The organism is Streptomyces roseolus, from assembly GCF_014649855.1.
Classification (GTDB): Bacteria; Actinomycetota; Actinomycetes; order Streptomycetales; family Streptomycetaceae; genus Streptomyces; species Streptomyces roseolus.
Genome location: NZ_BMTV01000005.1, coordinates 220,862 through 232,941 on the forward strand (window position 1 = coordinate 220,862; position 12,080 = coordinate 232,941).

The following is a 12,080-nucleotide window of genomic DNA, read 5'->3' on the forward strand; positions in this document are numbered from 1 at the left end:
TATTCCGGACACGGGCTGGCCTGGACCAACCCCTCGGAGCCATCGTTGTCCCCGGAGCGGGCGTCGGGGGGCGCCCGGCTCCCGGCCGCCACGGCGGCATCCTCCAGGGGATGGGCGGTCCCCGTGCGTCCGGTCACGACCCGGGGTCCACCGGCGCACGGGACCTCCCCCTCCGGCCACCCCGCGACTGACCACGGAAAACGCCGGTGAAAGCCCCCGCGAACCCCTGGTAGAGTTATCCATGTCGCCGCGGGGAACACCCCCGAGGACGACACACACCCTGTCCGGGTGGCGGAATGGCAGACGCGCTAGCTTGAGGTGCTAGTGCCCTTTATCGGGCGTGGGGGTTCAAGTCCCCCCTCGGACACCACACGGAAGCGCCGGTCGATCTCATCGACCGGCGCTTTCCGCATGCCGCGCCTACCCTGAGGAAAACCCCTCGGGGACGGCGGAGGCGTGCCATGAGCGACGCGAACGGTTCCGGACGGCCCTCCCGAGGGCCCGCCGCCCGGCCCGCTGAGCGGACCGGCCCCCACGCCGCCGCACCGCCGCACCTGGCTGCTCGTCCTGGCCGGGGTGCTGGTCCTCGCCGTCGGCGTCGCCGGCCTCCTCGTCGGCGCGGGCGCGTTCGGGGACGCCGACGGCGGAGGGGGCGGCACGGCCTCGACGCCACCGTCCGCCCGGACCCCGTCCGGGCCGGCCTCGCCGACGGCGTCCCCGGCCCGCGGGTCCAGCACGCCGCCGCCGGAGAGCGCGGGCCTGCTGCCGTTCGGCCGGACCCACCGGTTCGCGGGCGGGGTCGAGGTGACGGTGTCGCCGCCCGAGCGTTTCACCCCCGCCCAGTCGTCGGCCGGGCACAAGGACGGGAACGTCGCCGTGAAGGTCGACGTGACCGTCCGCAACGGCTCGGACGAGCGGATCAAGCTCGTGACGGTGGTCGTGCGGGGCCGGGACGGCGACGGCCGGGAGACCGCCCAGGTCTTCGACCCGGAGCAGGTGGTCATGCCCCTGGAAGGAGACCTCCTCCCGGGACGCAGGACCGTCGCCGCGTACGGCTTCGACCTCCCGCCCGGCGCGGGGAACACGCTGGAGATGGGCGTGAGCGTCGGCTTCGACGGTGACGCCGTCCACTGGACCGGCGAGCTCGCCTGAGACCCCGCCGTCACTCCTTCCGCGCCACCACCAGCCGGCAGTTCGGGCTGCCGTCCGGGCGGGTGCCGAAGGCGGTCAGGGGCTGGTGGGTGACGCGGAAGCCGGTCTCCTCCAGGCGGGCGCGGACGTCCGCGAGGCGGAAGGTGCGGTAGTACATGACGAACGGCGGGCGCCACACCGCGTTGCGGACCCGCATCGCCGCGTCGAAGGCCCAGAGGGCCCAGTAGGCGCGGGAGCCGACCGGGGGCGGGGCCGGGAGGGGGAAGGCGAGGGTGCCGCCGGGGCGGAGGGCGGCGTGGACGCCGGCGAAGAGGGTGCGCTGCTCGTCCGGGAGGAAGTGACCGAAGGCGCCGAAGCTGACCGCCAGGTCGAAGGCGGCGGTGAAGGGGAGGGCCCGGGCGTCGGCGCGCACCAGGGTGGCGGTGGGGTGCCGGCGGCGCGCCTCGGCCAGCATGTTCGTACTGAAGTCGACGCCCGTGACCCGGCCCGCGCAGACCGCGCGGAGGGCCGGGAGGCCGGCGCCGGTGCCGCAGCAGACGTCCAGGCCCGTGTCGAAGGGGCCGAGCTCCTCCAGGGCGCGGGCCACCGCCGTGAGGATCCGGTCCGGGGTGCGGAAGGGCGTCGCCTCGAACTTCGGCGCCAGGAGGTCGTAGCCGTGCTCGACGGAGGAGAGGGCCTGGACGGTCAGTTCGCGGAGGGTCGGGCCCTGCGGGGTGAACATGGTGCCGACTCTATGCGGCGGAGGGCCCGGGGCGTCACAGGGCGGTGCGCACCTGGGGTGCCGGCCAGGCCGGGGCGATGCCGGTGAGCTGGCAGGTCAGCAGGTAGAGGGGGATCGGCGGGGTGTAGGGCGAGGTGCCGTCCGGGTGGTGGATGAGGCGCGGCCCGCGGTCGGGGATCTCGGCGCCCCGGGCGTAGCAGGCGGGCAGCGGCCAGACGAGGTCGAGGTCGGAGCCGGCCGGGACCAGCCACCACCACCAGTCGGTGTCGGCGTACACGCAGCCCTTGGCGGGGAGCCGGGAGAGGATCTTGAAGCCGAAGCGGGCGGGGACGCCGACGGCGTCGCAGCCGAGGCCGGTGGTCAGACCGGTGGGCACGGCGAGGCGGGTGGCGGGGACGGCGGGGCGGAGGCCGGGGCCGTTCTCGGGGGAGCGGCGGGCGCGGGGGGCGAGGAGGCCGGCCATCGACTTCAGCATGGCTCCCCCAGGGAGTGCGGGAGTTCCGCCCAGACGATCTGCGCCGTGCCGTGGCCGGTGCGCTCGGCGCCCCAGGCCTCGCAGAGCGCGTCGACGATGAGGAGTCCGCGGCCGCGTTCGTCCGCGCCGCAGTCGCGTATCCGGGGGCCGGCGGGGCCGCCCTCGTCGCGGACGGCGATGCGGAGGCTGTCGGCGCCCTGGCGGAGTTCGCAGACGATCCGGCTGCTGGCGGTGTGCAGCACCGCGTTGGTGACCAGCTCGGAGACGACCAGGGCGGCCGTGTCGCGTATCTCGGGGCCGCGGCCCCAGAGCAGCAGCCGCTCCTCGGTGAGGTGGCGGGCGCGGCTCACGGACTCGGTGCGGGCGGGCAGCTCGAAGGCGAAGCGGTGGGCGGGATCGTGGCGGGCCTTGGGGCGCTGGGCCATGACTCTGGGGCTCATGAGACCTGAGGGCTGCGCGTTACCAGAAGCCACGACCGGTTCCTCACAACAGTGGGCAGGGCTGCCGTACGTCGCTGTCGCCGGGGCCCGGGGGCACCGGCGACAGTCCGTACTGGTTCACCGGAACACTGTCCTCCTGACTCGGACACTTGGCAAGTGGCACTCTGAAAAATGCAGAGTGCCTTGTTCTCTCTGGCCTGGCTTCGTGGCACACTCGTCGAAACAGCGCGTCGGGGAGGTCTGAGAGTGAGCGAGCCGCGGTCCGCCCCCACGGTGGGACAGGTCGTCCTCGGTCGGCGTCTGCAGGACCTGCACGAGCGCGCGGGCCTCAAGCGGGAGGAGGCCGCCAAGGTCCTCCACGTCGCCCCGGCCACCATCCGCCGCATGGAGACCGCGGAGGTCGCGCTGAAGATCCCGTACGTCCAGCTGCTGCTGGCCGCGTACGGCATCGAAGGACCCGAGGCGGAGGCCTTCGTCGCCCTCGCCGAGGAGGCCAACCTTCCCGGCTGGTGGCAGCGGTTCCACGACGTGCTGCCCGGCTGGTTCTCCATGTACGTCAGCCTGGAGGGGGCCGCGAGCCTCATCCGCGCCTATGAACCCCAGTTCGTCCCCGGTCTGCTCCAGACCGAGGAGTACGCCCGCGCCATTCTGCGCAGCGGAGCGGTCGGCGGCGGCGGTGACGCCGCGCGCGAGGAGGACATCGATCGGCATGTAGCCCTGCGGATGGAGCGTCAGTCCCTGCTGACCAGGGAGGACGCCCCGAAGTTCTGGGTGATCATGGACGAGACGGTGTTCCGCCGGCCGGTCGGCGACGGGCCCGAGGTGATGCGCGACCAGCTCGACCGGCTGCTCGAAGTGTCCGAGCTGCCGAACGTCACCCTGCAGATCGCGGAGTTCGCGTCCGGCCACCACCCCGGCACGTACGGTCCCTTCGTCCTCTTCCGCTTCGCCATGCCCGAACTCCCGGACATGGTCTACAGCGAGTACCTGACCGGCGCGGTCTACCTCGACGCGCGCCCCGAGGTGGCGTCCCACCTGGAGGTCATGGACCGTATGGCGGCGCAGGCCGCGACTGCACAACGCACGAAGGAGATCCTCCGGGATCTCCGCAAGGAGCTGTGAATGGATCGCATATACAACGGCATGCCCGCCGCGGAGCTCGGTGCCGAGGGATGGCACAAGCCCTGGAGCGGCGGGAACGGGGGCAACTGCGTGGAGGCCATGAAGCTGGCCGACGGCAGGGTCGCCGTGCGACAGTCCGCAGACCCTGAAGGTCCCGCCCTCATCTACACCCACGGAGAGATCGCCGCGTTCATCGCGGGCGCCAAATCCGGCCAGGCTGACTTCCTTCTCACCTGACCCCTTCCGTCACGCCCCTACCGTCACGTAACTCTTGTGGCAGCGCCACCCGTTCGTCCCTACGAGGAGAGCCGACGATGACCCAGGACCCCGCATCCCGCGAGATTCGGATCGACACCAGCAAGCCGCACCCCGCGCGGATGTACGACTGGTTCCTGGGCGGCAAGGACAACTATCCCGTCGACGAGGAGATGGCCCGCCAGCTCCTCACCGTCGACGCCCGCGGCCGGGACATGGCCCGGGTCAACCGCGCCTTCATGCACCGCGCCATCCGCTGGCTCAGCGCCCACGGCGTGCGCCAGTACCTGGACGTCGGCACCGGCATCCCGACCGAGCCCAACCTGCACCAGATCGCGCAGGGGGCCGCGCCGGAGTCCCGGGTCGTCTACTGCGACAACGACCCGATCGTGCTCGCCCACGCGGCCGCCCTGCTGCGCTCGACCCCCGAGGGGGCCACCGAGTACATCCAGGCGGACGCCCGCGACCCCGAGATGATCCTCGAAAGGGCCGGAAAGGTCCTTGACTTCGACAAGCCGATCGCGCTGTCGATGCTGGCCCTGCTCCACTTCCTGGGGGACGAGGACGGCGCCCAGGACATCGTCGCCAAGCTCGTCGACCAGCTCGCCCCCGGCTCCTACCTGGTCCTCTCGCACGTCACCGGGGACTTCGACCCCGAGGGCGCGGCGAAGGCCGTCGGCATGTACAAGGCCCGCGGCCTGACCTTGCGCCCCCGCTCCCGCGACGAGCTCGCCGCCTTCTTCGACGGCCTGGAGTTCGTCGAGCCCGGGGTGTCGCTCACCGCCGAGTGGCACCCCGAGCTGGGCGAGCCGGTGCCGGTCCAGGGCGACGACCCGATCCCCGGCTGGGCCGCGGTGGCCCGCAAGCCCTGACCCGTACGTCCGCGCGAGGCCCGGGGAGGACCCCCCCGGGCCTCGCGCGTTCACGCCCGCAGGTACGCGAGCCCCGGGTGCGCCGCCGTGTAGCCGTCGAGCAGGCGCCGGGCCACGCCCACCGAGTCCACCAGCGGGTGCAGCGCGAAGGCCTTCACGGCGCTCGCCCGCGAGCCGCTCTCCGCCGCCGCGAGCACCTCCCGCTCCACCGCCTTCACCGCCGTCACCAGGCCCATGGCGTGGTACGGGAGCGGGTCCACCGCCACCGGACGGGCGCCGTTCGCGTCCACCAGGCACGGCACCTCGACCACCGCGTCCGCGTCGAGCCCGGGCAGCGCCGTGCCGTTGCGCACGTTCAGGATCAGGGTGGCCCGCTCGCCGCGCGCGATCGCCCGCATCAGCGCCAGCGCCACCCTCTCGTAGCCGCCCGGCTCCAGGTCCTCCGCCGCCCGGTCGCCGGCCCCGGCCGCCTCCCGGTTGTGCGCCATGTACGTGGCCTCCCGGTCGGCCAGCGTGCGGTGCCAGGCGTCCAGGGCCCGCACCTCCGGCCGGCAGGCCTCCGCGTAGAACCCGGCCTGCTGGTCCAGGAGGTACGCGCCCCGGGTCTTCTCCGCGTCCCGGTAGGACGCGACCGCCTCCCGGTTGAAGTAGTAGTAGTGCAGGTACTCGTTGGGCACCGCGCCGAGCGAGCGCAGCCACTCGGTGCCGAAGAGCCGCCCCTCCTCGAAGGAGCCGAGCAGCGCGTCGTCCGCGAGGAGCCGGGGCAGCTCGTCCCGCCCGTCGACCCGCAGCCCGCGCAGCCAGCCCAGGTGGTTGAGGCCCGCGTAGTCGATCCCCACCCGGTCCGGGTCCGCGCCGAGGACCCGCGCCACCCGGCGGCCGAGCCCCACGGGGGAGTCGCAGATGCCGACGACCCGGTCGCCCAGGACCCGGGACATCGCCTCCGTCACCGTTCCCGCCGGGTTGGTGAAGTTGATGACCCAGGCGTCCGGGGCGAGCGCGGCGATCCGCCGGGCGACGGCGACCGCGACCGGCACCGTCCGCAGGCCGTACGCGATCCCGCCCGCGCCCACCGTCTCCTGCCCGAGCACCCCCTCGGCCAGCGCCACCCGCTCGTCGGCGGCCCGGCCCTCCAGACCGCCGACCCGGATCGCGGAGAAGACGAAGTCCGCCCCGCGCAGCGCCTCGTCGAGGTCGGTGGTGGCCGTGACGACGGGCGCGTCCGGCACCCCCTCGGCCTGCTCGGCGAGCACCCGCGCGATGGCCCTCAGCCGGTCCCCGGCGGGATCGTGCAGGGTGACGCGGGTGATCCGCCCCTCGGCGTGGTCGCCGAGCAGCGCGCCGTACACCAGCGGCACCCGGAAACCGCCGCCGCCGAGAATCGTCAGTCGCATGGGCCGTACGCTACTCGGCCGGGCCCGCGGGACCGCCCGGCTCCTGGGGGAGAATGACCGCATGTCCCGACGCAAGACCGGCCCCCGCCGCACGCCCGCGCCCGCCCCGGCCGTCACCGCCGACACGCCCTGCCCCTGCGGCCTCGACGCCGCGTACGGAGCCTGCTGCGGACGCTTCCACGCCGGTACGGGAGCCACCGCCCCCACCGCCGAACTGCTGATGCGCTCCCGCTACAGCGCCTTCGTCGTCGGCGACGCGGCCTATCTGCTGCGCACCTGGGCCCCGGAGACCCGCCCCGGCACCCTCGACCTCGACCCCGGCACGCGGTGGACGGGCCTGGAGATCCTCGGCACCACCGACGGCACCGCCTTCCACCAGCGCGGCACCGTCACCTTCACCGCCCGGTACGCGCACGGCGGCGAGTCCGGCGCCCTCACCGAGCACAGCCGCTTCACCCGCCACGACGGCGCCTGGGTCTACGTCGACGGCGACTTCCCGGAGCACTGACCGGCCGGACGGCCGGTGCCGGCGGACGGGGACCCCGCCGCCGACGTCCCTCGCGCGGCGGTCCCTTCGGTCCCCGGGCGGGTCACGACCGGGCCGCGACCGCCGTCCGGCCGTCCGCGCGGCCGGCGGGGACGCCGGTGGAGAGGTCCTCCGCGACGGCCTTCTTCGCGATGGCGTCGACGGCGGCGCGGAGCTCGGGCCCGCTGGGCCGGCCGCGCTCCTGTTCCAGGCGGGCGGAGAGCCAGTCGCCCCAGGCGCGGGTGATGACCTCGGCCTCGCGGGCGCCGGCCGGCGTGTGCGAGAGGAGGTTGCCGTCCCGGGTGAGGAAGCCCTCGTCGACCATCCGGTCGAAGGCGGGGAGGAGGACCTCCGGCGGCAGGCGGCGGCTCGCCGCGATCAGGCCGAGGCTCGCGTGCCCCACGGTCCGGGTGTGCAGCTCCACCTGCATCACCGCCCAGGCGCCGGCCGTGTCCAGCCGGGTGTCGGAGCCGGCGACGATCCGGCGGGCGGTGTCCATGTCCATCCGGCGCAGCAGCCGTCCCACGGAGAGTTCCAGGAGCTTCGCCGAGTCGCCGCCGACCGTGGGTGAGGCGAAGCCCTCGCCCATGTCGGGGGCGGTCTCCCGGACCGAGTCGCGCAGCGTGACCTGCTGGAGGAAGAGGGCGACGACGAAGCCGACGACGGCCACCGGCACGGTCCACAGGAAGACCGTGTGCAGGGTGTCGGCATAGGCCTGGACGATCGGCGCGGCGACCCCGTCCGGCAGTCCGTGCAGCCCCTGCGGGCTCTGCGCGGCCCCCGGCACCGACGCCGGGTCGAGCCCCGCCGGCCCGGCGAGCGCGGACGCCTCGGCGACCCCGTCGGTGAGGCGGGGCCTGAGGGCGTTGGCGTAGATCGTGCCGAAGACGGCGGTGCCGAAGGAGCTGCCCAGGGTGCGGAAGAAGGTGACGCCGGAGGTGGCGGTGCCGAGGTCGGCGTAGTCGACGGTGTTCTGCACGGCGATCGTCAGGACCTGCATGCACAGGCCGATGCCGACGCCGAGCACGAACATGTACAGCGACTCCAGCCAGGTGCCGGTGTTCCGGTCCATCAGCGAGAGCAGGTAGAGCCCGACGCCCATCACCGCGCAGCCGATGATCGGGAAGATCCGGTAGTGCCCGGTCTTGCTGACCACGTTGCCGCTGTAGATCGAGGCGATCAGCAGGCCGACGACCATCGGCAGGGTCCGGATGCCGGAGACGGTCGCCGAATCCCCGTCCACGTACTGGAGGTAGGTCGGCAGGAAGGTCATGGCGCCGAGCATCGCGAAGCCGACGACGAAGCTCAGCACCGAGCAGACGGTGAAGACCGGGTTGCGGAACAGCCGCATGGGCAGCATGGGTTCGGCGGCCCGCAGCTCCACCAGACAGAACAGGACGAGGGCGATCAGGCCGCCGGCGAAGAGGCCGATGATGACGCCGGAGCCCCACGCGTACTCGTTGCCGCCCCAGCTGGTCGCCAGGATCAGGGCGCTGGAGCCGATCGCGACCAGCGCGATGCCCAGGTAGTCGATGACGGGCCGGCTCGCCGAGCGCACGGAGGGAATGGTCCGGGCGGCGGCGATGACGACGAGGATCGCGATCGGGACGTTGACGTAGAAGGCCCAGCGCCAGCTGGCGTGGTCGGTGAACAGGCCGCCGAGCAGCGGCCCGATGACCGTGGAGACGCCGAACACGGCGCCGATCGCGCCCTGGTACTTGCCGCGTTCGCGCAGCGGGATCACATCGGCGATCAGCGCCATCGAGGTGACCATGAGACCGCCGGCGCCGATGCCCTGGAGGCCGCGCCAGACGATCAGCAGCGTCATGTTGGTGGCGAGGCCGCAGAGGAAGGAGCCGGTGATGAAGACGACCGCGGAGATCTGGAAGATCAGCTTGCGGCCGAAGAGGTCGCCGAACTTGCCGACCAGGACCGTCGCCACGGTCTCCGCGAGGAGGTAGGAGGTGACGACCCACGACATGTGGGCGGCGCCCCCGAGGTCCGAGACGATCGTGGGCAGGGCGGTGCCCACGATGGTCTGGTCGAGTGCCGCGAGGAGCACGCCGAGCATGATCGTGCCGAAGACGATGTTGCGGCGGCGGCCGTCGAGCACGGGCGGTGCGGGCGCGGCCGGGGCGGCGGGTGCTGCGTCGCTGGTCGTGGTCACGTTCGCAGCGTCACACCGTGCCGCCTCCGCTGCTCGTGGGACGCACCCGGACGGGCGACACCCCCGGGCGGGTCCTCAGGGCCGTACCGGCAGCGTGGGGTGGTGCTTGGCCAGGATCTTGTTGGCCCGGGCGAGCGCGGCGAGGGCGTGCTCGCGGTCGGCCAGGTCCTCGGCGCAGAGCGGGCCCCGGAAGCGGTAGACCTCGCGCGCCGCGCAGTCCGCCTCGATCTCCGCCTGGAGGACGTGCGCGGGCAGACAGGCGCCGATGAGGGCGGCCACGCGGTCGGGGATCGGGACGGGGACCAGGGGGGAGGGCGAGGCGATCACGGATCAGTCCTAGCGGTTCGTGGGGGCGGACGGGAAGGGCTCTCACCTCCATACGTACCGGATGGCGGGAGCGGTTCCGGTACGGCCCCGGTGCCGGAGTGCGCCGGGGGCGCCCGCCCCGCACGGGGTGCGCGGGCGCACCCGCCCCGGACCGGGTGACCCCGGTGATCTTCCGTCGCGGCGTTCCCGCAGGTACGGGGCGCGTCGCCGCAGGCGCAGGGCGCAGGGACCCTGCGTATCGCGCGTGCGGAGGGACGGCGCCGGGCCCGTCGGCGGGACGCGCAAGACCCATGACGGCACTAACGGTGTGAAGGAAATCACGTGGCGCATGGACGCCAGGAGCGGGAAGATCGTCGGCTCGTTCAGTCGGTTCGTTCCGTCGGCCGGCCCCGTCGGTCCGTCCCGCCGGCCCGTCTCCCGGAGCGTCAGCCCAGGACGTCCGACAGGTCGTACGAGACCGGCTCGTCGAGCTGCGCGTAGCCGCAGGACCCGGGGGTGCGGTCCGGGCGCCAGCGCTTGAACTGCGCGGTGTGCCGGAAGCGGTCGCCCTCCATGTGGTCGTAGCCCACCTCGCAGACCCGCTCCGGCCGCAGGGCCACCCACGACGGGTCCTTCCTGCCGGACCAGCGGCTCGGCGCGCCCGGCAGTCTGGCCTCCTCGTGCGCGGCCTCCTCGGCCCAGGCCGCCCACGGGTGGCCGTCGGGCGGGTCCATCCGCAGCGGCTCCAGCTCCTCGGCCAGCTCGGCCCGCCGCTTGGCGGTGAAGGCGGCGCAGACGCCGACGTGCTGGAGGGCGCCCCGGCTGTCGTACAGGCCGAGGAGGAGCGAGCCGACGACGGGGCCGCTCTTGTGGAAGCGGTAGCCGGCCACGACGACGTCGGCGGTCCGCTCGTGCTTGATCTTGTACATCAGCCGGGCGTCGGGCCGGTAGGGCAGATCGAGCGGCTTGGCGACGACCCCGTCGAGGCCGGCCCCCTCGTACCGCTCGAACCAGCGCGCGGCGAGCTCCGGGTCCCGGGTGGCGGGGGCGAGGTGGAGCGGGGCGGTGGCGCCGGCGAGCACCCGCTCCAGGGCCGCGCGGCGTTCGGCGAGCGGGGTGTCGAGGAGGGCGTCGTCGCCGAGGGCGAGCAGGTCGAAGGCGACGAAGCGGGCCGGGGTGGTCGCGGCGAGCGTCCGGACCCGGGAGCCGGCCGGGTGGATCCGCTCGGCGAGCCGGTCGAAGTCGAGCCGCCCGCCGTGTTCGACGACGATCTCGCCGTCCACCACGCACCGCTCGGGCAGCCGCTCCGGCAGGGCCTCGACGAGTTCGGGGAAGTAGCGGGTGAGGGGCTTGCCGGTGCGGCTGCCGATGACGAGCTCGGGGCCGTCGCGGTGGACGATCGCCCGGAAGCCGTCCCACTTGGCCTCGTACTGCATCCCGGACGGGATCTTCTTCACGACCTTGGCGAGCATCGGCTTCACGGGCGGCATCACCGGCAGATCCATGGATCGAATTGTCCGGCATGCGCCATATATGGGCGAGCCCTAGGGTGGCGCTCATGGCAGGCGGGACGGCAGCGGTGGAAGTGGAGGCGGGCGGGCGCACCGTCCGCGTCTCCCACCCGGACAAGGTCTACTTCCCGGAGCCCGGCTACACCAAGCTGGACCTGGTGAACTACTACCTCGCGGTCGGCGAGGGCATCACGCGCGCCCTGCGGGACCGGCCCACCACCCTGGAGCGCTACCCGGACGGGGTGACGGGGGAGTCCTTCTTCCAGAAGCGGGCCCCGAAGCACCTGCCCGACTGGATCCCCACCGCGCGCATCACCTTCCCCGGCGGCCGCTCGGCCGACGAGCTGTGCCCCACCGAACCGGCCGCCGTGCTGTGGGCCGCCAACCTCGGGGCCGTCACCTTCCACCCCTGGCCGGTGCGACGCGGCGACACCGACCGCCCCGACGAGCTGCGCCTCGACCTCGACCCGCAGCCGGGCACCGACTACGCGGACGCCGTCCGCGCCGCCCACGAACTGCGCGCCGTCCTCGGCGAGCACGGGCTGCGCGGCTGGCCCAAGACCTCGGGCGGACGCGGGCTGCACGTCTTCGTCCCCATCCGCCCCGACTGGACCTTCGTCCAGGTGCGCCGTGCCGCCATCGCCGTCGGGCGGGAGCTGGAGCGGCGGATGCCGGACCGGGTGACCGTGGAGTGGTGGAAGGAGGAGCGCGGCGAGCGGATCTTCGTCGACTACAACCAGGCGGCCCGCGACCGCACGATCGCCTCCGCCTACTCGGTTCGCCCGAAGCCGCACGCGCCCGTCTCCGCCCCGCTGCGCTGGGAGGAGATCGACGACGCGGTGCCGGAGGACTTCGACATCCGCACCATGCCGGCCCGGTACGCCGAACGGGGCGACGTCCACGCCGACATGGACGACGAGCGCTTCGACCTGGAGCCGCTGCTCGAACTGGCCCGGCGCGACGAGGCCGAGCACGGCCTGGGGGACCTGCCCTATCCGCCGGAGCACCCGAAGATGCCCGGGGAGCCGAAGCGGGTCCGGCCGAGCCGGGCGAGGAAGCCGGACGGGAACGGTTCCGACGCGCCCGACGCGCCGCATTGATCGGACGTTGACGGTGTGTTTAGCGGCCCCCGTCAGGGT

Annotated in this window: 13 protein-coding genes and 1 tRNA gene; 7 read left to right on the plus strand and 7 right to left on the minus strand. The window is 73.6% G+C overall.

The window, feature by feature from the left end:
* The first annotated feature begins 282 nt into the window (after window positions 1–282).
* Window positions 283–370, plus strand: a tRNA-Leu gene (locus IE245_RS08065).
* Between the two features lie 206 nt (window positions 371–576).
* Complete coding sequence (locus tag IE245_RS08070) at window positions 577–1,152, plus strand: DUF4352 domain-containing protein (RefSeq protein ID WP_189946059.1); 576 nt, start codon at window positions 577–579, stop codon at window positions 1,150–1,152.
* Between the two features lie 10 nt (window positions 1,153–1,162).
* Here the strand turns inward: IE245_RS08070 and IE245_RS08075 are convergent, their stop codons facing one another.
* From IE245_RS08075 to IE245_RS08085, 3 genes are read right to left on the minus strand one after another with little or no spacing between them, the layout of a single operon-like run.
* On the minus strand, window positions 1,163–1,873 hold the full coding sequence (locus IE245_RS08075; protein ID WP_189946060.1) for a class I SAM-dependent methyltransferase: 711 nt from the start codon (window positions 1,871–1,873) through the stop codon (window positions 1,163–1,165).
* A 34-nt stretch (window positions 1,874–1,907) separates the two neighbouring features.
* Entirely contained in the window at window positions 1,908–2,348 is a 441-nt protein-coding gene (locus IE245_RS08080) for a hypothetical protein (protein WP_189946061.1), read from the minus strand.
* Window positions 2,342–2,773 carry an ATP-binding protein gene (locus IE245_RS08085; protein WP_189946149.1) on the minus strand — a complete coding sequence of 144 codons (432 nt, stop codon included), beginning with the start codon at window positions 2,771–2,773 and terminating at the stop codon, window positions 2,342–2,344. The genes IE245_RS08080 and IE245_RS08085 overlap by 7 nt, the downstream gene beginning before the upstream one ends.
* A gap of 261 nt (window positions 2,774–3,034) precedes the next feature.
* Here IE245_RS08085 and IE245_RS08090 point away from each other — a divergent pair, with 261 nt between their 5' ends.
* The 3 genes from IE245_RS08090 to IE245_RS08100 all read left to right on the plus strand — a co-directional run bounded on the left by IE245_RS08090 (window position 3,035) and on the right by IE245_RS08100 (window position 5,037).
* Entirely contained in the window at window positions 3,035–3,910 is an 876-nt protein-coding gene (locus IE245_RS08090; RefSeq protein WP_189946062.1) for a Sco1979 family transcriptional regulator, read from the plus strand.
* Complete coding sequence (locus IE245_RS08095) at window positions 3,911–4,147, plus strand: DUF397 domain-containing protein (protein ID WP_030495614.1); 237 nt, start codon at window positions 3,911–3,913, stop codon at window positions 4,145–4,147. It abuts the gene before it with no gap.
* A 77-nt stretch (window positions 4,148–4,224) separates the two neighbouring features.
* On the plus strand, window positions 4,225–5,037 hold the full coding sequence (locus IE245_RS08100) for an SAM-dependent methyltransferase (protein WP_189946063.1): 813 nt from the start codon (window positions 4,225–4,227) through the stop codon (window positions 5,035–5,037).
* Between the two features lie 50 nt (window positions 5,038–5,087).
* Here the strand turns inward: IE245_RS08100 and IE245_RS08105 are convergent, their stop codons facing one another.
* On the minus strand, window positions 5,088–6,431 hold the full coding sequence (locus tag IE245_RS08105; protein ID WP_189946064.1) for a 6-phospho-beta-glucosidase: 1,344 nt from the start codon (window positions 6,429–6,431) through the stop codon (window positions 5,088–5,090).
* 61 nt (window positions 6,432–6,492) lie between these two features.
* On the opposite strand from IE245_RS08105, the gene IE245_RS08110 reads away from it, so the two are divergent.
* Window positions 6,493–6,939, plus strand: a complete 447-nt coding sequence (locus IE245_RS08110) for a YchJ family protein (protein WP_189946065.1) — start codon at window positions 6,493–6,495, stop codon at window positions 6,937–6,939.
* A gap of 82 nt (window positions 6,940–7,021) precedes the next feature.
* Here IE245_RS08110 and IE245_RS08115 read toward each other — a convergent pair whose 3' ends face one another.
* From IE245_RS08115 to IE245_RS08125, 3 genes are all read right to left on the minus strand, one after another.
* The gene (locus IE245_RS08115; RefSeq protein ID WP_189946066.1) at window positions 7,022–9,124 is read right to left on the minus strand and encodes an MDR family MFS transporter; all 2,103 of its coding nucleotides are present in this window, start codon (window positions 9,122–9,124) and stop codon (window positions 7,022–7,024) included.
* 75 nt (window positions 9,125–9,199) lie between these two features.
* Window positions 9,200–9,448, minus strand: coding sequence for a hypothetical protein (locus tag IE245_RS08120; protein WP_346768364.1), 249 nt, complete (start codon window positions 9,446–9,448; stop codon window positions 9,200–9,202).
* Between the two features lie 428 nt (window positions 9,449–9,876).
* Window positions 9,877–10,935, minus strand: coding sequence for an ATP-dependent DNA ligase (locus tag IE245_RS08125; RefSeq protein WP_189946067.1), 1,059 nt, complete (start codon window positions 10,933–10,935; stop codon window positions 9,877–9,879).
* Between the two features lie 53 nt (window positions 10,936–10,988).
* Here IE245_RS08125 and ligD point away from each other — a divergent pair, with 53 nt between their 5' ends.
* Entirely contained in the window at window positions 10,989–12,041 is a 1,053-nt protein-coding gene (ligD, locus tag IE245_RS08130; RefSeq protein ID WP_189946068.1) for a non-homologous end-joining DNA ligase, read from the plus strand.
* Window positions 12,042–12,080 lie beyond the last annotated feature (39 nt).